Source organism: Bacillus sp. FSL R5-0560 (genome assembly GCF_037966305.1).
Lineage (GTDB): Bacteria > Bacillota > Bacilli > Bacillales > Bacillaceae > Bacillus > Bacillus mojavensis.
Genome location: NZ_CP150195.1, coordinates 2,100,997 through 2,125,232, shown reverse-complemented (window position 1 = coordinate 2,125,232; position 24,236 = coordinate 2,100,997). Strand labels below are relative to the sequence as shown.

General features: G+C 43.7%; 21 protein-coding genes and 5 pseudogenes. 20 read left to right on the top strand and 6 right to left on the bottom strand.

Translation table 11 applies throughout. The features are described 5' to 3' along the window. Positions 1–35 precede the first annotated feature (35 nt). From NST56_RS11290 to NST56_RS11235, 12 genes and pseudogenes are all read left to right on the top strand, one after another. The gene (locus tag NST56_RS11290; protein ID WP_010334451.1) at positions 36–428 is read left to right on the top strand and encodes a DUF1360 domain-containing protein; all 393 of its coding nucleotides are present in this window, start codon (positions 36–38) and stop codon (positions 426–428) included. Positions 429–571: 143 nt separating this feature from the next. Then, a complete protein-coding gene (locus NST56_RS11285; RefSeq protein ID WP_339176757.1) occupies positions 572–2,107 on the top strand; it encodes a glycoside hydrolase family 10 protein in 1,536 nt (511 codons plus the stop codon). A gap of 147 nt (positions 2,108–2,254) precedes the next feature. Then, positions 2,255–2,515, top strand: a pseudogene (locus NST56_RS11280) (GNAT family protein); the annotation flags it as partial. 15 nt (positions 2,516–2,530) lie between these two features. After that, a pseudogene (locus tag NST56_RS11275) lies at positions 2,531–2,686 on the top strand (hypothetical protein); the annotation flags it as partial. A 90-nt stretch (positions 2,687–2,776) separates the two neighbouring features. Further along, positions 2,777–3,919, top strand: coding sequence for an acyl-CoA dehydrogenase family protein (locus NST56_RS11270; RefSeq protein WP_268450435.1), 1,143 nt, complete (start codon positions 2,777–2,779; stop codon positions 3,917–3,919). A 41-nt stretch (positions 3,920–3,960) separates the two neighbouring features. Next, positions 3,961–5,607, top strand: coding sequence for an AMP-binding protein (locus NST56_RS11265; RefSeq protein ID WP_339176754.1), 1,647 nt, complete (start codon positions 3,961–3,963; stop codon positions 5,605–5,607). A gap of 16 nt (positions 5,608–5,623) precedes the next feature. Next, positions 5,624–6,958 (top strand): acetyl-CoA carboxylase biotin carboxylase subunit, encoded by a 1,335-nt coding sequence (locus NST56_RS11260; protein WP_339176752.1) that lies wholly within the window; start codon positions 5,624–5,626, stop codon positions 6,956–6,958. Positions 6,959–6,972: 14 nt separating this feature from the next. After that, the gene (locus tag NST56_RS11255; RefSeq protein WP_010334445.1) at positions 6,973–7,194 is read left to right on the top strand and encodes an acetyl-CoA carboxylase biotin carboxyl carrier protein subunit; all 222 of its coding nucleotides are present in this window, start codon (positions 6,973–6,975) and stop codon (positions 7,192–7,194) included. A gap of 16 nt (positions 7,195–7,210) precedes the next feature. Beyond that, the gene (ldeG, locus tag NST56_RS11250; protein WP_339176749.1) at positions 7,211–8,113 is read left to right on the top strand and encodes a hydroxymethylglutaryl-CoA lyase; all 903 of its coding nucleotides are present in this window, start codon (positions 7,211–7,213) and stop codon (positions 8,111–8,113) included. Between the two features lie 16 nt (positions 8,114–8,129). Beyond that, on the top strand, positions 8,130–8,912 hold the full coding sequence (locus tag NST56_RS11245; RefSeq protein WP_339176748.1) for an enoyl-CoA hydratase: 783 nt from the start codon (positions 8,130–8,132) through the stop codon (positions 8,910–8,912). Between the two features lie 20 nt (positions 8,913–8,932). After that, positions 8,933–10,462 carry an acyl-CoA carboxylase subunit beta gene (locus NST56_RS11240; RefSeq protein ID WP_339176747.1) on the top strand — a complete coding sequence of 510 codons (1,530 nt, stop codon included), beginning with the start codon at positions 8,933–8,935 and terminating at the stop codon, positions 10,460–10,462. Positions 10,463–10,630: 168 nt separating this feature from the next. Beyond that, positions 10,631–11,830, top strand: coding sequence for a DHH family phosphoesterase (locus NST56_RS11235; protein ID WP_168747964.1), 1,200 nt, complete (start codon positions 10,631–10,633; stop codon positions 11,828–11,830). 47 nt (positions 11,831–11,877) lie between these two features. Here NST56_RS11235 and NST56_RS11230 read toward each other — a convergent pair whose 3' ends face one another. The 3 genes from NST56_RS11230 to NST56_RS11220 form a co-directional block, all read right to left on the bottom strand. Beyond that, positions 11,878–12,474 carry a DedA family protein gene (locus NST56_RS11230; protein WP_326332969.1) on the bottom strand — a complete coding sequence of 199 codons (597 nt, stop codon included), beginning with the start codon at positions 12,472–12,474 and terminating at the stop codon, positions 11,878–11,880. A gap of 61 nt (positions 12,475–12,535) precedes the next feature. Then, positions 12,536–13,456 carry a UTP--glucose-1-phosphate uridylyltransferase GalU gene (galU, locus tag NST56_RS11225; RefSeq protein WP_339176740.1) on the bottom strand — a complete coding sequence of 307 codons (921 nt, stop codon included), beginning with the start codon at positions 13,454–13,456 and terminating at the stop codon, positions 12,536–12,538. A gap of 6 nt (positions 13,457–13,462) precedes the next feature. Further along, entirely contained in the window at positions 13,463–13,921 is a 459-nt protein-coding gene (locus NST56_RS11220; protein WP_339176738.1) for a GtrA family protein, read from the bottom strand. A gap of 223 nt (positions 13,922–14,144) precedes the next feature. Between NST56_RS11220 and NST56_RS11215 the strand changes: the two are divergent. The 6 genes and pseudogenes from NST56_RS11215 to NST56_RS11190 all read left to right on the top strand — a co-directional run. Beyond that, positions 14,145–14,292, top strand: a pseudogene (locus NST56_RS11215) (6-carboxyhexanoate--CoA ligase); the annotation flags it as partial. Positions 14,293–14,682: 390 nt separating this feature from the next. Continuing rightward, positions 14,683–14,888, top strand: a pseudogene (locus NST56_RS11210) (malonyl CoA-acyl carrier protein transacylase); the annotation flags it as partial. A gap of 151 nt (positions 14,889–15,039) precedes the next feature. Further along, positions 15,040–16,578, top strand: coding sequence for an alpha-L-arabinofuranosidase (gene xynD, locus NST56_RS11205; RefSeq protein WP_010334436.1), 1,539 nt, complete (start codon positions 15,040–15,042; stop codon positions 16,576–16,578). Positions 16,579–16,716: 138 nt separating this feature from the next. Further along, complete coding sequence (locus NST56_RS11200; RefSeq protein ID WP_339182013.1) at positions 16,717–17,988, top strand: glucuronoxylanase; 1,272 nt, start codon at positions 16,717–16,719, stop codon at positions 17,986–17,988. 149 nt (positions 17,989–18,137) lie between these two features. Beyond that, positions 18,138–18,329: pseudogene (locus tag NST56_RS11195) on the top strand (response regulator); the annotation flags it as partial. A 38-nt stretch (positions 18,330–18,367) separates the two neighbouring features. After that, positions 18,368–19,513: a choline esterase gene (locus NST56_RS11190; protein WP_339182010.1), complete on the top strand. Its 1,146-nt coding sequence runs from the start codon at positions 18,368–18,370 to the stop codon at positions 19,511–19,513. A 170-nt stretch (positions 19,514–19,683) separates the two neighbouring features. Here NST56_RS11190 and NST56_RS11185 read toward each other — a convergent pair whose 3' ends face one another. The 3 genes from NST56_RS11185 to NST56_RS11175 all read right to left on the bottom strand — a co-directional run bounded on the left by NST56_RS11185 (position 19,684) and on the right by NST56_RS11175 (position 23,248). Continuing rightward, entirely contained in the window at positions 19,684–19,944 is a 261-nt protein-coding gene (locus NST56_RS11185; RefSeq protein WP_168747957.1) for a YnfE family protein, read from the bottom strand. 76 nt (positions 19,945–20,020) lie between these two features. Continuing rightward, the gene (locus NST56_RS11180) at positions 20,021–21,520 is read right to left on the bottom strand and encodes a cellulase family glycosylhydrolase (protein WP_339182007.1); all 1,500 of its coding nucleotides are present in this window, start codon (positions 21,518–21,520) and stop codon (positions 20,021–20,023) included. Positions 21,521–21,850: 330 nt separating this feature from the next. Further along, positions 21,851–23,248 (bottom strand): alanine/glycine:cation symporter family protein, encoded by a 1,398-nt coding sequence (locus NST56_RS11175; RefSeq protein WP_168747955.1) that lies wholly within the window; start codon positions 23,246–23,248, stop codon positions 21,851–21,853. 476 nt (positions 23,249–23,724) lie between these two features. Here NST56_RS11175 and NST56_RS11170 point away from each other — a divergent pair, with 476 nt between their 5' ends. Continuing rightward, on the top strand, positions 23,725–24,078 hold the full coding sequence (locus NST56_RS11170; RefSeq protein ID WP_229147432.1) for a hypothetical protein: 354 nt from the start codon (positions 23,725–23,727) through the stop codon (positions 24,076–24,078). Positions 24,079–24,102: 24 nt separating this feature from the next. Then, positions 24,103–24,228: a hypothetical protein gene (locus NST56_RS11165; RefSeq protein ID WP_010334426.1), complete on the top strand. Its 126-nt coding sequence runs from the start codon at positions 24,103–24,105 to the stop codon at positions 24,226–24,228. Positions 24,229–24,236 lie beyond the last annotated feature (8 nt).

The following is a 24,236-nucleotide window of genomic DNA, read 5'->3' as shown; positions in this document are numbered from 1 at the left end:
AATGATAACAACATCCCTTTTCTTGGAGGCTTGTCATGGAACATCTTTCTTGGCTTACTTTTTTTATGCTGATACTGGCGAGTTACAGGCTGACACACTTAATTGTATTCGACAAAATTACTGAATTCATCCGAAAACCTTTTATGAAAAAGAAAAGGACTGTTGATGCAAACGGGCACGTGAATGAAAAAAACGTGCCGGCCTCAAACTTTGGCTATATGCTTAATTGCTACTGGTGCGCCGGCGTTTGGTGTGCCATCCTGATTGGGCTGGGCTATCTTTTTTTACCTGATATCGCTGTTCCGGTGATTTTCATACTATCGATCGCAGGCGCACAGGCCATTCTTGAATCAGCTGTCGGCGTAGGCGTAAAACTCGTTGACGTGTTAAAAAGTGTCCAAATACTCATAAATGATAAAAAATCCTAAAGCAGATAAAGATGCTTCGGGACTTTTTTACGTTCACCCGGTGATAATTCCGGTTTCTTCAATCGATTAAGCACCCTTTTACAGCCCGAGAATACCGTATTAACGAAATAGTGAAAGCGATGTAATGGGGGAGAAGAAACAGAATGAAGGGTTGTCAAAAGCCGATCGTACGTATTCTTGTCAGCTTGCTCATCGGAACGTTGATCATAACCGTTCCATATCTGGCCAAAGCACAAACGGACAGGGAACTGAGAGCCGTATGGATTGCATCCGTATTAAACCTTGATTGGCCATCAAAAAAAGGGTTATCGATTGAAGCGCAAAAACAGGAGTATCTCAGCCTGCTGGATGACGTTCAGTCAATGGGAATGAATGCCGTCATTGTTCAAATTAAGCCGACGGCCGATGCCTTTTATCCATCCGCTTACGGGCCTTGGTCTGAATATTTGACTGGTGTTCAAGGAAAAGACCCAGGTTATGATCCGCTCGCTTTTATGATTGAAGAAGCCCATAAACGAAATCTTGAATTTCACGCTTGGGTTAATCCTTACCGCATTACGATGAACCATACAGATCTCAATAAATTGTCTGAGGATCACCCGGCAAGAAAGCATCCTGACTGGGTCGCTGCTTACGGAAAGCAGCTTTATTATAATCCCGGCATTCCTGAAGCGAGGGATTTTATCGTCGAGGGCATTGAAGAAGTCGTAAAGCATTATGATATTGATGCCGTTCATATGGATGATTATTTTTACCCTTATAAAATAGCCGGACAGGAATTCCCTGATTCAGAACAGTACGAACAATACGGGAAAGGCACATTTCCTGATATTGATGACTGGCGAAGAGACAATGTAAACCAGCTTGTCAGCCAAATCAATCAAACAATCAAAGCTGAAAAACCATATGTTAAATTCGGCATCAGCCCATTCGGTGTATGGAGAAACATAGAAGACGACCCTACCGGATCAAATACCAAAGCAGGCGTCAGAAATTATGATGATCTTTATGCAGATACGAGACATTGGATCCAGCAAGGCGACATCGACTATATTGCCCCGCAAATTTACTGGAGCATCGGCTTCAACGCAGCGGCTTATGACGTGCTGGCTGATTGGTGGAGCAACGAAGTCAAAATCAGACCCGTTCATTTATACATCGGGCAGGCAGCTTATAAAATCAATAACAATTTTGACCCGCCATGGTCCGATCCTGAAGAATACGCCCGACAAATCAACCTCAACCGTCAGCTGGAGCTGGTGAAAGGAAGCATGCATTTCAGCCTCAAAGACCTCAATGATAATCCGCTCGGCATCAAAGACAGACTCATAACCGACCTGTACAGTAAGCCCGCACTGGTACCCGAAATGCCTTGGCTCGACAGCAAAGCGCCAAAAAAACCGAAACTGACCAAAGTAACCTCAGACGATAACGGAAATCTCCTGCACATACAAGACCACCCATCAAATCGAAAAACGAAGGAAACAGCCTATTATGCGATATACAGATCTGAAGGAAAACAAAAGCAAGCATTACTGGCCACCGCAAGAAAAACAAACGACAAGCAAACCTTCCTGGATGACACGGCAAAACCAAATAAAACCTATACGTATTATGTCACGTCAGCAGATCGGCTTCACAACGAAAGTAAGGCCTCGAAAAGAAAAATAAATCAATAGCCCTTAGAGACGGCTATTTACTAGCCGTCTCTTTATATTCCATTTTTCATGAATAGACAGGAAACGTATGGCCGGTGCTGAAGGACTAAGAGAAACAAATAAAAGAAATACAACTGGAGGAAAGAACGTGAATTCGGAAATGATTTTTACCGACTAGGACAAGATTATTGGCGTAGCATTGCAACTGAAGCCGTCCAAATGCTGGTCACTTTTTTATTTAAAAAAGTCAACGTAAACCGAATTCAAGCAGAGGTTATTCCTGCAAATGAAGCGTCAAAAAAAGTCCTCTTGAAAAATAATTTTATGAGAGAAGGCTTAATTAGACAGGCTTCTTATTGGGCCGGCAAAGGAGTTGTCGACTTAGAAATATATAGGAATACATCTGAATCTGCAGATTTTGATGTATGAAACGAGAAAAATGGGGGCAGCGGCTTGTTTATTGATACGTTTTTCCTTTGGAACCATGCCTTCATCCTCCCGGCACTTTCTGAAGGGCAAGAGATTGCGTTTGCAATATGGATGGTATGTGCTTACGCCATATATTTGTTCATTCCATTGCTGCTGTCATATAGAAAGTGATTCCGTTTTAATTTTCAGACTTCTTTTGTCAGGGAATGATTACTGAATTCACTTAATAGGATGTTACAAAGATGTGAAGGAGGAAACCAAGTGAATTTTGAGCTGACAAAAGAACAGCAAATGGTACGTGAAATGGTAAAGGATTTTGCAAAGAGAGAAATTGCTCCTCACGCAGAACATGTGGATCAAACGGGTGAATTCCCGATACAAACGTTTCAAAAAATGGGTGATCTGGGGCTGATGGGCATCCCCTTTCCTGAGGAATATGGAGGCTCAGGCGGAGATACGATTTCCTATGCCTTAGCTGTTGAAGAAATCGGCAAAGCATGCGGCAGTACAGGATTAAGCTATGCAGCTGCAGTTTCACTCGGTGCAAGCCCTCTATACTACTTCGGGACAGAAGAACAAAAACGGGAGCATTTGATTCCTCTAGCATCCGGAAAAGCACTCGGATCATTCGGTCTGACAGAACCAAATGCCGGCTCTGATGCAGGAGGCACGCAAACGAAAGCGGTTATAGATGGTGATGAATATGTGATGAACGGCGAAAAATGCTGGATCACAAATGCCAGCTATGCACGTACGGTGATTGTAACGGCAGTGACAGGCAAAAATGAGAGCGGACATAATATCATCTCCGCATTGATTGTTCCGACTGATACACCCGGCCTTACCATAACGAGCCCGTACGATAAAATGGGTGTGCGCGGGTCAAATACAGCGGAAATTTTGCTAGAGGATGTCCGTGTACCCGCAAATCACCTGCTCGGCGACCCTTCAAAAGGATTTAAACAGTTTCTTCATACCCTGGATGGCGGACGCATTTCAATTGCCGCTCTTGCAGTCGGCATTGCCCAAGCGGCACTAGACGCATCCTTAGCCTATGCAAAAGAACGAAAGCAGTTCGGACAGCCGATTTCTTCCTTTCAGGCCATTCAGTTTAAACTTGCCGACATGGCGATGGAAATTGATCTGGCCCGGCAAATGGTATTAAAAGCTGCCTGGCTGAAAGATCATAAGCGCCCGTTTACGAAAGAAGCGGCTTATGCCAAGCTGTTTGCCTCTGAAATGGCAACAAGGGCATGCAACCAAGCGATTCAAATCCACGGCGGTTCCGGCTACATGAGGGAATACGCGGTTGAACGGATGCTGCGGGATGCAAAATTGATGGAAATTGGAGAGGGCACATCAGAAATTCAGCGTATCGTGATCGCCAGACAGCTTCTGAAATAAAATGTAAACGCTTTCCGATCTCGTGAAAGGAGGACCGACACATGTCCGAACTCATCCATTGCACAATCGGCAGGCTGCTGGAACAAACGGCAGCAGCCTATCCTGATCAAGAAGCGGTTGTCTATCCCGACCGGAATCTCCGCTACACGTACGCGCAATTCAACAGGCTGTGCCGCCAAACCGCTAAAGGACTTATGGGGATGGGGATTGGAAAGGGAGACCACGTGGCCATATGGGCTTCGAATATACCGGAATGGCTTGCTGCTCAATTCGCCACCGCAAAAATCGGGGCCGTGCTCGTTACCGTGAATACGAATTACCAAGCCCAAGAGCTTGATTACTTGCTGAGACAATCAGATGCGGATGCGCTTATCGTCATGGATTCCTATCGCGGCACTTCTTATACAGGGATCCTCAACAGCTTAATTCCTGAGCTGAAGGATGCAGAGCCAGGGCAGCTGCAATCAGAACGCTATCCGTGTTTAAAAACACTGATTTATATCGGTGAAAAACGTTTACCAGGTATGTATCATTGGGACGATACAGAGATGCTGGCACAAACAGTGACAGATGTCGAGCTGGAAGCAAGAATGAACAGCCTTGAAAAAAATGACGTGATTAACATGCAATACACGTCAGGAACGACAGGATTTCCTAAAGGAGTGATGCTGACTCATTTTAATGTCATCAACAACGCCGTAAATATCGCTGAATGTATGAAATTAACCTCATCTGACCGCATGTGCATCCCGGTTCCGTTTTTCCATTGCTTCGGCTGCGTGCTTGGCGTTTTGGCATGTGTGTCCGTTGGTGCAGCTATGGTACCTGTTGTAGAATTTGAACCTGCCACAGTCCTTAAAACGGTTGAAAACGAGAAATGCACAGCGCTACACGGCGTACCGACCATGTTTATCGCGGAGCTTCATCATCAGAATTTTGATTCTTATGATCTGTCATCGTTGCGAACAGGCATCATGGCCGGATCATCCTGTCCAAGCGAAGTGATGAAAGCTGTCATTGAAAAAATGGGCATGACAGACATCACAATCGCTTACGGACAAACGGAAGCTTCGCCGGTGATTACACAAACAAGAGCTAATGATTCCTTCCAAAGAAGAGTGGAAACAACCGGCCGAGCCTTGCCTGAGGTCGAAGTGAAAATTGTGAAGCCCGGCACGTTTCAGGAGGTTCAAAGAGGTGTACAGGGAGAGCTTTGCACCCGTGGCTATCATGTCATGAAGGGCTATTATAAAGACGAAGATGCTACCCAAAAGGCAATTAACCCAGACGGATGGCTATTTACCGGTGATCTCGCTGTTATGGATGAGGACGGATACTGCCGCGTGACCGGGAGATTAAAAGACATGCTCATCAGAGGCGGTGAAAACATTTATCCGAGAGAAATAGAAGAATTTTTATACCGTCATCCAAATATTTTAGATGTACAGGTAGTTGGTGTGCCTGACGAAAAATATGGGGAGGAGGCTGCTGCCTGGATTAAGCTGAAAGAGGGGAAAACAGCTTCACCCGAAGAGCTGAAAGCCTATTGCAAAGGGAAAATCGCCCGCCACAAAATTCCGCGCTATTTCATCTTTACAGACGAGTATCCTATGACAGCCTCAGGCAAAATTCAAAAATATAAGTTGCGTGAAAAAACGATTCAGCTGTTTCACTTACCATCAAGTTAATGAGGGGTGAATTCATTTGTTTACAAAAGTGCTGATTGCCAATCGGGGAGAAATCGCAATGAGAATCATTCGTACGTGCAGCCGCCTTGGGATCAAAACGGCAGCCGTATATTCTGAAGCAGACAGAGATGCGCTCCATACAAAAGCAGCAACAGAGGCTTATTATATCGGAAAATCGAGAGTCAGTGAGAGCTATTTAAATATTGAGAGAATCATAGAGGCAGCGAAAAAAGCAAATGCCGACGCCATCCATCCGGGATATGGATTATTGTCAGAAAACAGCCGTTTTGCGCAACGCTGCAAAGAAGAAAACATTGTGTTTATCGGCCCTTCACCAGCTGTCATTGCCAAAATGGGAAGTAAAATTGAAGCAAGAAAGGCAATGGAGGAGGCAGGTGTTCCTGTAGTGCCCGGCGTTTCCGAATCCCTTGGAGACATTCAGGCAGCCTGCCTCGCCGCGAGTGAAATCGGCTACCCCGTTATGCTGAAAGCTTCAGCAGGGGGAGGCGGCATCGGAATGCAGCTCGTTCCTAACGAAGAAGCATTGATAAAGGCGTATGAAGGAAACAAAAAGCGCGCAGCAGATTTTTTCGGAGACGGATCCATGTATATAGAAAAGGTGATTGAACACGCCCGCCACATTGAAATTCAAATTCTTGCAGATCACCACGGGCATGCCGTGCATCTGTTTGAACGTGATTGCTCTGTCCAGAGACGCCACCAAAAGGTCATTGAAGAAGCCCCATCTTCATTTGTTGATGATGAGCTGAGATTGAAGATAGGAGAAACGGCAGTGAAAGCAGCCAAAGCGATCGGCTATGCCAATGCGGGAACAATCGAATTTTTAGTCGATGAGAATAAAAACTTTTATTTTCTGGAAATGAACACGAGATTGCAGGTAGAGCATCCCGTGACTGAAGAAATTACAGGTTTAGACTTAGTTGAGCAGCAAATAAGGGTTGCGGAGGGACAGACTCTCAAATTCGCTCAGCAGGACTTAAACCGAAACGGGCATGCCATAGAGGTCAGAATCTATGCGGAAGATCCGAAAACCTTTTATCCGTCACCGGGAACAATCACCACTTTTTCTCTCCCGACACAAAAGGGAGTACGGCACGAATGTGCAGTAGCAGCAGGGAGCGCGGTCACGCCTTTTTATGATCCAATGATCGCCAAAATGATCGTCACAGGCCAAAACAGAGAGGAAGCGATTGAGAGACTAAAGGAGGCGCTCCGTGATTATCGGATAGAAGGGATTAAAACGAATATTCCGCTTCTTTTACAGGCTGCTTCATCAGAAGCATTCAAAAAAGGAGACGTCACGACTGATTTTTTGAAAAACAACTTATAAAGGAGGCAGCTGTCATGACCATACACATTCAAATGGCAGGGAACCTGTGGAAGGTGCATGTTAAAGCCGGAGACCACATCGAAAAAGGCCAGGAAGTCGCCATTTTAGAATCAATGAAAATGGAAATCCCGATTGTTGCAGAGAGAAGTGGAACAGTAAAAGAAGTCAAGAAAAATGAAGGTGATTTCGTGAATGAAGGTGATGTGCTGCTCGAACTGAACGATCCAACTCAATGATCAGGGAGGCCAGACCATGTCCTATCCTAAACAAGTCATGTTAAGAGAAGTCGGCCCTCGGGACGGCCTGCAAAACGAACCGGTGTGGCTTGCAACAGAAGATAAAATCGCTTGGATCAACCAGCTGTCCCAAACAGGACTCTCCTATATCGAATTGACATCCTTCGTTCATCCAAAATGGATTCCCGCGCTTCGAGATGCTCTAGATGTGGCAAAAGGCATCAGCCGGGTAAAAGGCGTCACGTACGCAGCACTTGTTCCTAATCAAAAGGGACTGGAGAATGCGCTGGAAGGGGGTATTAACGAAGCTTCTGTCTTTATGTCCGCAAGCGAAACACACAACGTAAAAAACATCAACAAATCCACTGTTGACACTCTCCAAGTCCTCAAACAAGTAACCGACGACGCAAAAAAAGCAAATCTTACAGTAAGAGCCTATCTCTCCACAGTTTTCGGCTGTCCGTATGAAAAACGTGTACCGATTGAACAAGTAATTCGCCTAGCAGATTCTTTATTTGAATTCGGAATTTCTGAACTATCGCTTGGAGATACGATCGGAGCGGCAAATCCTGTACAGGTTGAAATCGTACTTGAAGCACTTTTGAAACGGTTCCCGGCAAGCCAGCTCGCACTCCACTTTCATGATACAAGGGGAACGGCTCTCGCCAATATCCTCACCGCACTGCAAATGGGCATCACAATATTTGACGGCTCAACAGGCGGGCTTGGCGGCTGCCCATATGCTCCAGGTTCCTCAGGAAATGCTGCGACAGAAGATATCGTGTGCATGTTTGAGCAAATGGGAATCGAAACAAACGTAAAGCTCGCCAAGTTGCTTCCAGCAGCCAAATGGATCGAGGAGAAAATCGGGAAACATCTTCCGAGCCGAAATTTACAGGTGTATAAATCATCTTTATAAAAGAAAGGAAAAACCAATGGGAGAATCTATCCTTTTTACTTCAAGAACAGAACACATTGCTGTCATCACCCTTAACAGGCCCCATGCGGCAAATGCCCTTTCAGCAGAAATGCTTAGCGACCTGCAATCCATTGTCCAAGAAATCGAATTCAACCCGAAAATCCGCTGCGTCATCCTGACAGGCGCCGGCGAAAAAGCATTCTGCGCTGGAGCAGATTTAAAAGAAAGAATAAAAATGAAACAAGATCAGGTTCTCAAAAGTGTATCCTTCATTCAGAGAACCGCTGCTTTACTCGAAGCCTTACCGCAGCCGGTGATAGCAGCCATAAACGGAAGTGCTTTAGGAGGCGGGCTTGAATTGGCAATGGCATGCGACATCCGTATAGCAGCCGAGAATGCTACATTAGGCCTTCCGGAAACGGCTTTAGCCATTATCCCAGGCGCAGGAGGGACACAAAGACTTCCCCGTCTGATCGGCAGAGGAAAGGCAAAAGAATTAATTTATACAGGCAGACGCATAACGGCCCATGAAGCCAAAGAAATAAACCTTGTAGAGCATGTTACGGCTTCTAGTGAGCTTATGGCCAAAGCAGAGGAACTGGCAGAAGCCATTTCAGCCAACGGACCAATTGCCGTCCGCCAGGCTAAATTCGCGATCAATAAAGGATTGGATACAAATCTGGCAACGGGATTATCAATTGAACAAAAAGCATATGAACACACGATCCCGACAAAGGACAGGACAGAGGGACTTCAAGCCTTTCAAGAAAAAAGACGTGCCGTATACACGGGAGAATAAAGATCGGAGGGAATGGCCTTATGGATTATGAAAAAGAACGAACAGAACGGGCGGAAAGGATACAAAAAGGCGGAGCGGAGAAGTATCATCGCAGCAACCAAGAAAAAGGCAAGCTCTTTGTAAGAGAGCGGCTTGCCCTCTTATTTGACGATGACATCGAGCTTGAGGACGCTTTTTTTGCAGAATGTATGTCAGACGGGCTTCCCGCCGACGGAGTCATAAGCGCCATCGGTAAAATCGGCGGCCAAACCGTCTGCGCCATGGCGAATGATTCTACAGTGAAAGCAGGCTCCTGGGGAGCAAAAACAGTCGAAAAAATCATCAGAATTCAAGAAACAGCAGAAAAATTAAACTGTCCGCTCATTTATTTAGTCGATTCGGCAGGCGCCAGAATCACCGACCAGATCAATGTATTCCCGGGTAGAAGAGGCGCAGGGAGAATTTTTTACAATCAGGTCAAATTGTCAGGGCGCATTCCCCAAATCTGCCTTCTATTCGGCCCGTCCGCAGCTGGGGGCGCTTATATTCCTGCCTTCTGCGATATTGTCGTCATGGTAGACGGCAATGCGTCCATGTATTTAGGCTCGCCACGCATGGCGGAAATGGTGATCGGCGAAAAGGTGTCACTTGAAGAGATGGGAGGCGCCCGCATGCATTGTTCAGTTTCAGGATGCGGAGATATTCTCGCAGAAACTGAACAAGAAGCCATTCACTTGGCACGCTCATATTTATCTTACTTCCCGGCAAATTATAAAGAAAAAGCGCCTGTACAAGAAAAACGGCCGCCAAAGCCCTTTGACATACCGCTTTCCGACGTTATTCCGCAAAACCAAAATGCACCTTTTAATATGTTTGAGCTGATCGATCGTGTAATAGATGAAGACTCTTTCTTTGAAATCAAAGCTTTATTCGCACCAGAAATCATTACAGGTCTAGCGAGGATTCACGGACAGCCTGTCGGAATTATCGCGAATCAGCCGAAAGTAAAAGGCGGCGTCTTGTTCCACGATTCCGCTGACAAAGCCGCTAAATTTATCACATTATGTGACGCTTTTCATATTCCATTGCTGTTCTTAGCGGACATTCCCGGCTTCATGATCGGAACAAAGGTAGAACAGGCCGGAATCATCCGTCATGGAGCCAAAATGATTTCAGCGATGTCAGAAGCAACCGTCCCCAAGCTTTCTGTGATTGTGAGAAAAGCCTATGGAGCGGGGTTATATGCAATGGCCGGACCGGCTTTCGAACCGGATTGCTGCATAGCGCTTCCAACCGCACAAATCGCCGTAATGGGCCCTGAAGCAGCCGTAAATGCTGTCTACGCCAAAAAAATCTCCGAGCTGCCAAAAGAGGAGAGAGCTGATTTTATCAGCAGCAAACGTGAGGAGTACAAAGAGGACATCAATATATACCGCTTGGCTTCAGAAATGATCATTGACGCGGTAATCCCAGCCAATTCATTGCGCGAAGAATTGCACAAACGGCTTAGGGCATACATGACAAAGAAAATGACATTCACCAATCGAAAACATCCGGTTTATCCAGTTTAAAAAAGAAGTACCAGGAGCGTGAATAAGCGCTCTTTTTATTGTTTATGATAATCTTATTATGTAAACTAATCAACTGTGCATAAAACCATCTGTTTTTTACAATAGTAAATAAAGGCTGCCGCACACCTATAGCGGCAATCTCCAGTATGATAAAAAGGGGCCTTTATTATGTACCATTTATATTCACATAACGACTTGGACGGAGTAGGGTGCGGGATCGTTGCAAAATTGGCTTTCGGGAAAGAAGTTGAGGTCCGTTATAACTCTGTCAACGGCTTAAATGCTCAAGTCCAATACTTCTTAGAAAAAGCAAAAGAGACCAGCAGACACGATGCCTTATTTATCACGGATCTTGCTGTCAATGAAGAAAATGAAAAAAGGCTGAACGAGTATGTCCATGCTGGCGGAAAAGTGAAACTGATTGACCATCATAAAACAGCCCTCCATTTGAATGAGCATGAGTGGGGATTTGTCCAGGTGGAATACGATGACGGACGTCTTGCATCGGCTACATCTCTTTTATACGACTACCTTGTCCAAAATGATCTGATGAAGCCGACAAACGCATTAGATCAATTTACAGAGCTCATCCGCCAATACGACACTTGGGAGTGGGAGCAGTACGATCAAAAACAGGCAAAGCGGCTTAATGACCTTTTCTTTTTGCTTTCAATTGATGAATTTGAACAAAAAATGATCCAGCGGCTTTCTGCACATGACGAATTCTTCTTTGATGAATTTGAAGTAAAACTGCTTGATTTAGAAGAAGAAAAAATCGAGCGCTACCTTCGCAGGAAAAAAAGAGAAATGGTGCAAACATTTGTTCACGAACACTGTGTAGGTATCGTTCACGCAGAATCGTACCATTCTGAACTCGGAAACAGACTCGGAAAAGACAATCCGCATCTTGATTACATTGCCATTTTAAGCATGGGATCAAAACGAGCCAGCTTACGCACCATTCATGATTACATTGATGTTTCAGAAGTAGCAGGCCGGTACGGAGGCGGGGGGCATGCGAAGGCTTCCGGCTGTTCCATAACGGACGAAGTATACGATTTGTTTGTAGCTGAAGCATTCCGAATGGAGCCGGTCCGCCCAGATGCATTTCGTAATTTCTATAACTTGAAAGGATCGGCAAACGGCTCATTATACGAAAATCGAGAACAAATGAGATTCTTCCTGTTTCCTTTGGACAACGCATGGAATATTCAAATTAACGGGGAGACACAGGACGAAACCTTCGCGGCTTTTGAGGAAGCAGAATGGTTTATTAAAAGGAATTATGCCGCATCTCTTGTACGGGATGAAGTGTTTGTCGCATTTTTAGCGGAACATATGAAGCTTTCTAATCATCATCGAAGATAACAAAAAAGATGCATAGGGGAAGAGTCATCCCTATGCATTTCCATAAGCTATCGTTTAAAAATGGCTGTGCGTTTTTTTATGACAAAATAAAGTGCAATGACCACAATCGCAAATATCATAATCGGCGTTGTATAGGTGCCCGCTATGTTCTCAACGTCATCCCACTGGCTTCCGAGCTGAATGCCTAAATAAACAAAGAGGATAGACCACGGAATGATAGCAAGCACAGTCAGTATCACAAATTTGAGAAACGGCATTTTGGCAATGCCTGCAGGAATGGATATCGCATGTCTGACAACCGGTATAAAACGTGCCGAGAAGACAACCCCCGTGCCGTACTTTTGAAACCAGCTTTCTGACATGTCAATGTGATGCTTTTTAATCAATAAGTACTTCCCGTATTTGTCCAAAAAAGGTCTGCCGCCATAGCGTCCAATCCAATAAATAAAGATCTGGGCAATGGTGCCCCCGATAACACCCGCAATGATTGCGCCGATAAAACCAATCGTGCCTTCTGATACCATATAGCCGCCATAGGCCAATACAATTTCACTCGGTATAATTTCGATCATCAAACCAATCGCAATGCCCGCATATCCCATATTCGTCAGCCATGTTAAAATTTCGCTTATCAAACTGCCCACATTCTTCACAACCTGTCCTTTTCTTTTTCACTATTATATGACTGATTGACCAGCAAGATGGTTACAAATTTTTTAATTGCAGCACTTCTTTTGTTTCCCGTTCAAGTGTTTCCCGCTCGAGCAATTCTTCTAGATAAGCTAAAAGCAGAGATCGCATTTCAGGACGCATTAAGCCGATTTCAGTGCTTGCTTTAAAACAGCCCAATTTATCGCCAATGTCATATCGTTTTCCTTTTAAAAGCCGCGCATGAATAGGCTGGGTGCGGCAAACCTCACGAAGTGCATCTGTTATTTGAATTTCGTTGCCTGCGCCTCTCCCAATCGACTTCAACACAGGGAAGATAGAAGGGGTCAGTACATATCGTCCCATCACGGCGATTTCCGAAGGCGCTTCTTCAGGAGAAGGCTTTTCAACTAAATCCTTCACTTCATACACATGCCCTTTAGAGCCTGATGTATTTATAATACCATATTTACTGACATCCTCAGGGAGAACTGACTGTACACCTACAACCTCTGTGCCGTAAGCATCGTATACATCCATTAATTGACGAAGAGCCGGTTTTTCAGACACCATAATATCATCGCCTAAAAGAACGACGAAAGGCTCACCTCCGATAAAATGCTCCGCACACAGCACCGCATGACCTAATCCGAGCGGCTCTTTCTGGCGGATGTAATGAATGTTGGCCAAATCGGCAATCTGCTGCATTTCCTTAAGCGTCTCCGTCTTGCCTTTTTCTCGCAGATTGAATTCCAATTCCGCCGACCGGTCAAAATGATCTTCAATCGAGCGTTTGTTTCTCCCTGTAATAATCCGTATATCTTCAATTCCTGACTCTACAGCCTCTTCTACAATGTATTGGATTGCTGGTTTGTCTACGATCGGGAGCATTTCTTTCGGCTGCGCCTTTGTCGCCGGCAGAAATCTCGTTCCTAAACCCGCTGCGGGAATGACCGCTTTTCTCACTTTTGTTCTCATTCATTTTCACTCCTGATCCTGTATGTTTTTCAGCGAATCTCCAAATACCCAGATTCGGTTTCCGGTAAAATTCATCATCATTCCGCCGATAGTGGCGGCGAGCTTACTCACCAAAAGCGAACAGCCGCCTCTTTGAAACAAATAAAGCAGCAAAAAGGTGATCCCCGACGCGGCAATATTAATCATGAGAAAGCGCACGATCTCTTTACTGTCAGCCTTACGTTTTACCTGAAACGTCCAATTCCGGTTCCACACATAGCTGTTGATGATACCTGCCGAATAGGAGCAGATCTGTGCCGGCAGATAAGGGATATGACAAGCGGTGAGGAAAAAGAAGACACCAAAATCTATCAGCGTATTGCCGACGCCCACGGTGCAAAAACGCCCTAATGTTTTTATTTTTTCTTTCAACATAACGGCATCCGGTTTTGACCTCCCTTCATAAAAGATGCATATGGCTGTCATATTGGGTGATATGGATTACTTTAGCGGAGAGTGTTGAATAAACAATTACTAAAATATGAACAAAACATGAAAAAGTAATGAGGCCTTGCAGATCCTTTAAGTTAATAGTTTGATCGTTTAGGTTGACGAATTTTACGAGCAACACTAATATTCCGCACAATTATTAACCTTTAATGATTTTTAGTTAACATTCATTTTCTAGGTAAGAAAGGAGGGGAATATGATGCAGGAAGAAGCATATTACAGCGTCAGAATGAGAGCTTCCCAGGGCGCCCCCATGAACAGGCAGAGAACGGGCCATCACTTACAGCAGATTACAGGAAGGGGTGAATGGCTTATTACATAAAGGCTTCTCGCGCTCAAGAGGGACAGCGACAAAGTAAAAGGCATCACAGGTCAGGCCGTAGTCATGGACGGCGGATATACCGCTCAATAGTTCTTATCCTCTTGAAAAAAACAGCCGCTCTGAACGGCTGTTTTTTTGTGCCTGTAGACCTTGAAGGCACAGTCTAAGGAAGAAGAGTTGGTAACAGCCTTCCATCACGGCTCTGATCATCTCTCTTTAAGACTGATTTTTCGGTGTCAGCCCCACTTATATATTTAATGAATAAATGTATCCAGTTTCTTTGTAAAACCGAACAATAATTCCTCCGAAAGTATTCTATACACATTTATTATAATCATGCTAGGATGTTAGATAAAGGATACTTTGTATAATATTGTATCCCTGTTCATTGTGATCGGAGGGAGCTGATGTAACTTGCATGAATTCAGACCAGCAGCAGTGTTGTCCGGACATCGGCAAGCTGTGAAACGTGTCATCAGGATGACGAAGGAAAAGGGAGCTAAATATACTTATTTGAATGTCAGTGCGCCTTTTCACAGTTCGATGATATGATCAGCATCCGAACAATTCCAGACTGTATTACACCAGTATTCCTTTCGGGATGCCGCATGGCCGATCATTTCCGCTTTTCAAATACTGGAGGCTGATAGGGAATCAAGGCTAGGAAATCAACGGTTTACTCTAGAAATTATCTATTTTTTGCGTTCTGGACCTGTGTCATCAATTTTTAAAAGAACCCCTTCATTTTAACGAAAAAGGAGGATGTTTAGTTATGGGTAAAAAGTGTAGCGTATGTTTATGGGTTCTTGCTTTATTATTGAGTTGCTTATTTGGGGAGTCTGCGTATGCTGCCAGTACTACAATTGCAAAACATATAGGAAATTCAAACCCGCTTATCGACCATCATTTGGGAGCAGATCCGGTTGCGCTGACCTATAACGGAAGAGTCTACATCTATATGTCAAGTGATGACTATGAATATAATAGCGACGGAACGATTAAGGATAATTCATTTGCCAATTTGAATAGAGTATTCGTCATCTCTTCAGCGGATATGGTGAACTGGACAGACCACGGAGCCATTCCGGTAGCAGGTGCCAACGGGGCTAATGGTGGCCGGGGGATTGCGAAATGGGCAGGTGCGTCCTGGGCCCCGTCAATTGCAGTAAAAAAAATAAACGGCAAGGATAAATTCTTCCTTTATTTCGCTAACAGCGGCGGAGGTATCGGGGTTCTCACCGCAGACAGCCCGATTGGTCCATGGACCGACCCAATTGGAAAAGCGCTCGTAACGCCAAGTACGCCAGGAATGTCTGGTGTTGTATGGCTTTTTGATCCGGCAGTATTTGTAGATGATGACGGCACCGGTTACCTGTATGCCGGGGGAGGCGTTCCTGGCGGTTCAAACCCAACGCAGGGACAATGGGCCAATCCTAAAACAGCAAGAGTCATGAAATTGGGCCCTGATATGACCAGTGTTGTTGGCAGTGCAGCTACAATTGATGCGCCTTTTATGTTTGAAGATTCGGGAATGCATAAGCATAACGGAAAATATTACTATTCCTATTGCATCAATTTCGGGGGCATGCACCCGGCCGATAAACCCCCAGGTGAGATTGGCTACATGACCAGTTCAAGTCCCATGGGTCCCTTTACATATAGAGGGCACTTCCTGAAAAATCCGGGAGCATTTTTCGGAGGTGGCGGAAACAACCACCATGCTGTTTTCAATTTTAAAAACGAGTGGTATGTGGTGTACCATACTCAAACTGTCAGTTCCGCTCTGTTCGGGGCCGGCAAAGGATACCGTTCTCCCCATATTAATAAGCTGGTGCACAATGCAGATGGATCCATTCAAGAGGTTGCGGCAAATTATGCAGGCGTAACACAGCTTTCCAATTTGAATCCATATAACCGGGTAGAAGCTGAAACGTTTGCCTGGAATGGACGCATTTTGACAGAGAAATCCTCAGCACCAGGCGGGCCGGTAAATAATCAACATGTAACAAGCATTCATAACGGAGACTGGATTGCTGTTGGAAATGCCGACTTCGGGGCGGGCGGTGCCAGGACGTTTAAAGCAAATGTAGCATCCACTGTAGGCGGGAAAATAGAAGTGCGCCTCGACAGTGCAAACGGTAAGCTTGCAGGAACCCTGAATGTACCTTCCACAGGTGGAGCGCAAACCTGGAGAGAAATAGAAACTGCGGTAAGCGGTGTAACCGGTGTGCACAAAGTATTCTTTGTATTTACCGGAACAGGTACAGGAAACTTGTTTAATTTTGATTACTGGCAGTTTACGCAACGATAGCACCTGTAATGGCACCGCTTAAGAAACGAGAAGGGTGCAGAACTGACCAACGCCGGAGCAGCCCCCATTGATCGGATAAGTCAACTCTGTTTGCAATATAAAAGGAGACAGAAAAAGACATATGAAGGAGAGGAAAAAATGATGTCATGCGTAAAAAAACCAATTTGTTTATTGTTGGTATGTTTCACTATGCTGTCAGTCATGTTAGCCGGACCAGGTGCTACTGAAGTTTTGGCAGCAAGTGATGTGACAGTTAATTTATCTGCAGAAAAACAAGTGATTCGCGGTTTTGGAGGAATGAACCACCCGGCTTGGATTGGAGATTTGACAGTTGCTCAAAGAGAAACCGCTTTTGGCAATGGACAGAATCAGTTAGGCTTTTCAATTTTAAGAATTCATATAGATGAAAATAGAAATAATTGGTACAGAGAAGTGGAGACTGCAAAGAGTGCAATCAAACATGGAGCAATCGTTTTTGCTTCTCCCTGGAATCCTCCAAGCGATATGGTTGAAACCTTCAATCATAATGGTGACGCATCAGCTAAACGGCTAAGATACGATAAATACGCCGCATACGCGCAGCATCTTAACGATTTTGTTACCTACATGAAGAATAATGGCGTGAATCTTTATGCGATTTCTGTTCAAAACGAGCCTGATTATGCCCACGAATGGACGTGGTGGACGCCACAAGAAATACTTCGTTTCATGAGAGAAAATGCCGGTTCCATTAATGCACGTGTCATTGCACCAGAATCATTTCAATACCTGAAAAATATATCGGACCCCATTTTGAACGATCCACAGGCGCTTAGGAACATGGATATTCTCGGAACTCACCTGTACGGTACTCAGGTCAGTCAGTTTCCTTATCCGCTTTTCAAACAAAAAGGAGCAGGGAAAGAGCTATGGATGACGGAAGTATACTATCCAAACAGTGACAATAATTCAGCGGATCGCTGGCCCGAGGCATTAGGCGTTTCAGAGCATATTCACCATTCAATGGTGGAGGGAGATTTTCAAACTTATGTTTGGTGGTACATCCGCAGATCTTACGGTCCTATGAAAGAGGACGGTACGATCAGCAAACGCGGTTACAATATGGCTCATTTCTCGAAGTTTGTGCGTCCCGGCTATGTAAGGGTAGATGCAACGAAAAATCCTAATGCGAACGTTTACGTGTCAGCCTATAAAGGTGATAACAAGGTCGTTATTGTTGCCATTAACAAAAGTAACACAGGGGTCAACCAAAACTTTGTGTTGCAGAATGGATCTGCTTCTCAGGTATCTAGATGGATCACGAGCGGAAGCAGCAATCTTCAACCTGGAACGAATCTCAATGTAACGGACAATCATTTTTGGGCCCATCTTCCAGCTCAAAGCGTCACAACATTTGTTGTAAAGCGTTAAAGACATCTGATTGTTCAAATAGATCATAGCAATGAGCCAATTTTCTCACACGAAAAAGAAAATTGGCTTATTTTCTGTGGTAGAAGAGAAGTGTTGATTTTTTAACAATGCACGGACATTGGGTATAATAGCTACACAACAAAGTATTAATAATAGATGACGAAAAAGAAATTTTGGAACTGATCAAAACAGTATTAAGAAGAGAAGGTATTGAGCGTGTGATCACAGCTTCTACTGCCCGTGATGGATTGGCTCAATTTCATCAAGAAAATCCAGATTTGGTTTTACTGGATATCATGCTGCCAGACGGTGAAGGCTATGATATCTGCAAGCAAATAAGAGCATTCGCCACTTTTATTAATGAAGGGGGAACAAGAAAGTGAAAACTTATGACGCATTTCCAGAACCAATTGGCGGCTATACTGTCGGTCGAACCCAGATGGATGTTGAGTACACGGCATCAGATCACTCAAAAAGAGAACTGACGGCGTTTGTGTATTATCCATCTGACAGCAGCGAAGGGAAGACTACATCAACGTACATGTTTTCTGAAGTCTATGAGATGCTTAATGATCAGCCACTTGTCACTGAGTATCTTAAAAAGAAGGATTTTTTCTCTATCGATATCAAGACCCAGTGTTACGACGACCTTGCTCTCTCCGGGAAGGAAAAGCGCTATCCGGTGTTATTCTATGTTTGCGGCGGGGGTGGTTCTCCAGAATGGGGTACAGTGATCTGTACAGACTTGGCAAGCATGGGATATATTGTGGTAAGCATCGGCCATCAGAATAGCACGATGTATAAGCGTAAAGATGGGCGCTTGTTTAATGTATCAAAGGATTTTTCGGATGTCATTATGGCGTTTTCTGAAGATCCGGAGATGCTGGCGTTAGCTGGTAAGATGGAGATGCGGCCTGACGATGAAACTGCCATTGAGATGTGCCATAACGTGCTTACACTGCCGATACTTGCCAAGTTAACAGAGTATAGTGAATTACAGACAGAAGATGTAAGGTATGTAGCCGATTATCTTTACAAACTGGACTCTGGAGAGCTGAATTCCAGCTTTAAGGGCAGATTGTTGCTTGACATCGGCATGGGCATAGTCGGACATTCTTATGGAGGGCCTACGACGGCGATTATTTGCCGGGACGACGACCGGTTCGCCTGCGGGATTGGCTTGGATAGCGGTGCGTTCGGCCTTCTCGACAGCGACCTTAAGAAACCCTTTTTGCTACTGTTTTGTGAACCTAACTATAACATGAATGCGATAATTGGCGCTAACAATAGCATGGAAACCTATTATTTCTCTGTTGATCGTGTTGCACATTTAGATTACTGCGACATCGTGTTTACCAGTGTTAATGAGGAACTCAGAGGCGAACGGGATGCTATGGAGATGCGAAATCTTGTTACAGACTATACGAAGAACTTTTTTGATCATTACTTACTGCAGAAGGCTGCAAGTGTGGAAAGTCTGGCATACGATGGAGTGGACTTGATCAAGAAGACCAGCAACAAGTGACATAACCGAGAGGTTGCTGATAAACGTATATTAAATTGTTAGTTTACATAATATATATTCTAGGAAGTAATTAATTTTAAAGAAATTCCGTCTCAATAACAAAGTATACTTAAGTTAGTGAGACGGAATAAAAAAATGTTCTGAGCTTCAGCAAGTCTTATTAAGAAACTTTAAAATGGCGAGGTCAACCCATAATAAACGGCTTCCAGCTCTTCTAATGTCATATCACCGTATGCACATTTGATCACCGAATCAGCAAACTCATCATAATCGTAATCACTGGTAAAACCTTGCTGCAGAAGTTTTTCATAGGCTTCAATCTGTTCTTTTTGGTTTTGGATATCTTTTTCCTTATTTGGATAGTCCGGCCCGTTAACCAGGTCGTTGTTTTGTTTGAATAGCAACATATACTGTTTCAATGTTTCGTCCACAGCTTACACCTCCTTGTTCTGCTGCTTATTAGATAATGAAAACGGACACCAATTGTGATGTCCGTCAATACAGTAACTATTTGGGTTCAGTTCCCCAAATTAGTTTTCCGTTATTATATAATGTGATTTTTTTTGTATCTTTAAACGTATTTGACTGAGAAAAAGAATAATCCCCGGTTTGTGAATAATTGCCCCAATCCTCATTGTGAAGACGAATTTGGATTTCTCCAGTGCTTGCTCCCGGTGACAGTGTCCCGTTTTTAAACCCAAGTTCCAGATAGGCATCTGCACCTTTTACAGGTTTTTGTAATGTCACAAACTTGTGCGTCACATTGCTGCATCCGATCTTCGCGTAGTCACAGTCGAAGTTTTGGCCTTTGTTTTTCGTGTTATACCAGTAGCGGACAGTTACATTTTTTAAATTAACGGTGGTCTTGCTGTTGTTTTTCACATGGATCTGAGGACGGATTTGGTTGCTGTTCACACTTCCATCCCCTGTTCTGTATTGCACAGATAGGCTGTTTTCCTGTACGGGTTTATCTTGCTTTGGTGTCTCAGATCTGTCTTCAGTCGAATGTTGGGAGCCACGGATCTTTTCCCTTACAAATGTCCCTGAAGCGGATAAATCTGATAACGGCCAGCCGCCTGTTTTAGATGCCCCCGGCTTTAAAGCTGAGGAAGATTCCTGCTTATCAGAAAGGTTCCAGTTTACCCAGCTGATTTTCTTGTTGTCGAGATAATTCAGCCATTCCCTCGACTGGTCAAGGAAGACCCCGCCATTTCCGGAAGCGTCACTCGTCCCCCATTCCGTTACAAAAATCGGCGCTCCTTTGCTGAGCGCATAATCGGCTTTATCCCTTAAATACTGGCCGTGTGTACCGGCATAAAAATGAAGCGCGTACATGACGTTTGCATCCTTAAGCTGATCATCCGCAGCATCATTTACATCCTGACTCCAAGTGCCTGTTCCCGTAATAATGATGTTATCCGGGTCATTTTTACGGATAACGGAAATCACTTCCTCCGCATACGGTTTGATGTCGCGCTTCCAATTTACATCACCGTTCGGTTCATTAGCAATTTCATATATAACGTTTGGTGAGTTTCCGTAAAGGCTTGACATTTCCTTAAAGAATTCTTTTGCCTTCTCTTTATTTTGATTTGGATTGCCGTCATTTAAAATATGCCAGTCAATGATGACATATATCCCGAGCTCTTTTGCCGCTTCAACAGCTTCTTTGACTTTATTTTTCACAGACGGATTCTCTATATAACCGCCTTCAGCCGTGTACATTGCCGCTCGGAAGACCGTAATTCCCCAATCGTCTCTTAGCCATTTTAAAGAGTCTTTATTGACATAATCGCCGAACCACTGCAAACCGTGTGAGCTGATCCCCTTCAGCTGCACCGATTTTCCGTTTTGATTGACTAGCTGAGTACCTTTAATGCTAAGCTGGCCATTAAGGGCTACAGGTGTTTTCGCCCCTGCCGCAGATGCTTCTGGTGCCGCGACACCACTAATTATTAATACTGTCATTACTAAACATGCGATAAAGATAGAGACTGAACGTTTCATATAGCATTCTCTCCTCCTCCAAATAATCATGTAAAACGTATGCCTATTAGCTGCCGCTCTTCCTCCCTTTCGTTTTTTAAACACGGACTCATTGTAAAAATCTCTCTTATGTTTGTCTATCAACCTAATTTCTTGTTTTTAGGCGGCTTAAAAGCCTGTCTATTGACTCTTTTTGAGTTGTTTTGTATACAGCTGATACATGTGTATCAGGGATAAAAGTGTTTGATCAGGACTTTGCACGTTATTTTTTAATGAAATCAAAAGATTCCGCTTTTTTTCGGCAAATAAAAAGCTGCATTCAAATCATTGAATGCAGCCGTTCCTTATCATTTATGCTTCTTGTTTCTCTTCTTCCCAAGTTTCAGCGTGTTTCAGTCCTGGGATATTTTTAGCTTTAAACACAGGATCAAGTCCTTGTTTGCGCTGTTTTGCGTAATCTTTATAGACTTTGTATGCTACGTTTGATAGCAGCGTGATTACAACTAAGTTAATCAGCGCCATAATCCCCATAAAGAGATCCGCCATGTCCCAAACAATTTGGAAACCTGCTACACATCCAAAGACAACCATAGCAATAACCGCAATACGGTAAATGTTCAGCCATGTTTTACTTGTTTTAATAAATTCAATGTTTGTCTCGCCATAATAGTAGTTTCCGACAACTGAGCTGAAAGCGAATAAGAACATTGCGACTGCTATAAAACTAGGTGCCCATCCTCCAATATGGTGGTTCAGAGCAGCCTGTGTGACTTGGATGCCGTCACCTTTTGGTGTTAGACTGTACAGCAAAATAATAAACGCTGTGGACGTACATACGATAAATGTATCGAAAAACACGCCTAATGTCTGGATAAAGCCTTGCTTTGCCGGATGCGAAACATGAGCTGTCGCAGCAGCGTTTGGCGCGCTACCCATTCCTGCTTCGTTAGAGAAAAGTCCGCGCTGTGCACCGATGACGATGATCGCTCCTATTCCTCCGCCGACAACTTGTTCAAATCCCAAAGCATTTTTGACAATGGTCGCAATAACGCTTGGAAATGCAGAAATATTAGTGAATACAACATATAGAGCTATGAGAATATAAAGACCAGCCATGACCGGAACAATCAATTGTGTCACTGCAACTACACGTTTTAAACCGCCGAAAATAATAAAAGCCGTTAAAGCAGCAAGAACAATAGCTACAACTATCTTGTTCACATGAAATGCGCCATCTAACGCTCCTGCAATTGTATTGGATTGAACAGCGTTAAAGATTAAACCGAATGATACGGTAATTAAGACAGCGAATACGATGCCGAGCCATCTGACTCCAAGACCTTTTTGAATATAGTAGGCCGGTCCACCGCGGAAATCGTTTCCGTCCTTCACTTTATAAAGCTGTGCCAACGTACTCTCAACAAAGCTTGAAGCCATACCTACAGCAGCTACAACCCACATCCAAAATACAGCGCCCGGTCCGCCTGTCGCAATTGCTAAGGCAACACCAGTCAAATTTCCTGTACCGACTCGGGATGCGGCAGAAATAAAGAATGCCTGCATAGAAGAAACACCTTTATTTCCATCAGGTTTCTCTCCTACTATTCTGAACATTTCAATAAAATAACGAAATTGGATAAAACCAAAACGAAGTGTAAAAAATAATCCAAGTCCTATTAAAATATAAAATAAATATTTCCAGATAAAATCACTTGGAATATTAATCAAACTGTTGAAAAAAGACTCCATATTTACCTCCCGTTTTCATCAATTCATAAAAAATTTAAATTTGATGTTAGATTTTTTAACATATCGAGTCTTATTATATCACATTATGTCGAATTAGGAAGTTTTTTCGGGAAGAATATTGTTCTAGATTGAAGTTACTCCTTCGGTCTCCCTCTCTATTATTTTTCTATGAATAAAAATTTCTTAATAAGCTTGTAAATAAGAGTCCTCTCTTGCCTGACATTTTCTGTTTCCTTTGATTCCAAAAGTAATAAATTCTAAACAACCAACATATCTTTTAAAATGTGTTTTTATTCACACCTTAGACCGGGTATACATACACTAATAAAAGAAATTTCTCTTTCAAAAATAAGCAAAAAGATATATACTTAACAAAGTGAAATTTATTTTTAAATTTAATAAATCAGGTTTACTTTCAGCATGGATTAGGGTATTATTATAAAAATATTCAGTAATATTAAAAGGGGGGAGATCATTTGAAAAAAGTAACGATACTGAAAGCGTCCATCTTATTTTTGGCGATTGCCAGTTTTCATTTGTTCTCAATTCCCCACGCCTTTGATATCGGCCATCATTATAAAGCCGTAGCCGACCAGCAGGAAATGCATGAGATGAAAGCCGGCCAAAATGCTGATGATGAGAAGAAATCCATCACAGGGGCATTTGCGCTGACTGCTTTATGGGCAATGGCTGTTCTGCTTCTGACCGCTGAAAGCAAAAGTACGGGATACTCCCGCAGGCGCCAGCGGAAAAAAAGCTTTATACTGGCCAAATTTTATCAATCGTCTTATTTCGACAAACTTCATGTTCAACATCACCCGAATATATAACGAAAATATGAGGAGGCTGTTAACATGTTGTTTATCTTAAGAATGGTGATTTTAGGCTTATTCTCTTTCACAGCGCTGAACTTATTTGTATGGCAAGGGATTGAAGTCATTCATGCCGTGACAGACTTATTCACCAGCCATGAAAGCTGATGAAAAAC

Excerpts from the sequence above, each read along its gene's own strand:
- NST56_RS11220 (WP_339176738.1), bottom strand. The coding sequence starts at position 13,921 with ATGACAGCCATATGCATCTTTTATGAAGGGAGGTCAAAACCGGATGCC.
- NST56_RS11255 (WP_010334445.1), top strand. The coding sequence starts at position 6,973 with ATGACCATACACATTCAAATGGCAGGGAACCTGTGGAAGGTGCATGTT.
- NST56_RS11285 (WP_339176757.1), top strand. The coding sequence starts at position 572 with ATGAAGGGTTGTCAAAAGCCGATCGTACGTATTCTTGTCAGCTTGCTC.
- NST56_RS11180 (WP_339182007.1), bottom strand. The coding sequence starts at position 21,520 with ATGAAACGTTCAGTCTCTATCTTTATCGCATGTTTAGTAATGACAGTA.
- NST56_RS11265 (WP_339176754.1), top strand. The coding sequence starts at position 3,961 with ATGTCCGAACTCATCCATTGCACAATCGGCAGGCTGCTGGAACAAACG.
- NST56_RS11175 (WP_168747955.1), bottom strand. The coding sequence starts at position 23,248 with ATGGAGTCTTTTTTCAACAGTTTGATTAATATTCCAAGTGATTTTATC.
- NST56_RS11235 (WP_168747964.1), top strand. The coding sequence starts at position 10,631 with ATGTACCATTTATATTCACATAACGACTTGGACGGAGTAGGGTGCGGG.
- xynD (WP_010334436.1), top strand. The coding sequence starts at position 15,040 with ATGGGTAAAAAGTGTAGCGTATGTTTATGGGTTCTTGCTTTATTATTG.
- NST56_RS11200 (WP_339182013.1), top strand. The coding sequence starts at position 16,717 with ATGATGTCATGCGTAAAAAAACCAATTTGTTTATTGTTGGTATGTTTC.
- galU (WP_339176740.1), bottom strand. The coding sequence starts at position 13,456 with ATGAGAACAAAAGTGAGAAAAGCGGTCATTCCCGCAGCGGGTTTAGGA.
- NST56_RS11165 (WP_010334426.1), top strand. The coding sequence starts at position 24,103 with ATGTTGTTTATCTTAAGAATGGTGATTTTAGGCTTATTCTCTTTCACA.
- NST56_RS11240 (WP_339176747.1), top strand. The coding sequence starts at position 8,933 with ATGGATTATGAAAAAGAACGAACAGAACGGGCGGAAAGGATACAAAAA.
- NST56_RS11290 (WP_010334451.1), top strand. The coding sequence starts at position 36 with ATGGAACATCTTTCTTGGCTTACTTTTTTTATGCTGATACTGGCGAGT.
- ldeG (WP_339176749.1), top strand. The coding sequence starts at position 7,211 with ATGTCCTATCCTAAACAAGTCATGTTAAGAGAAGTCGGCCCTCGGGAC.
- NST56_RS11245 (WP_339176748.1), top strand. The coding sequence starts at position 8,130 with ATGGGAGAATCTATCCTTTTTACTTCAAGAACAGAACACATTGCTGTC.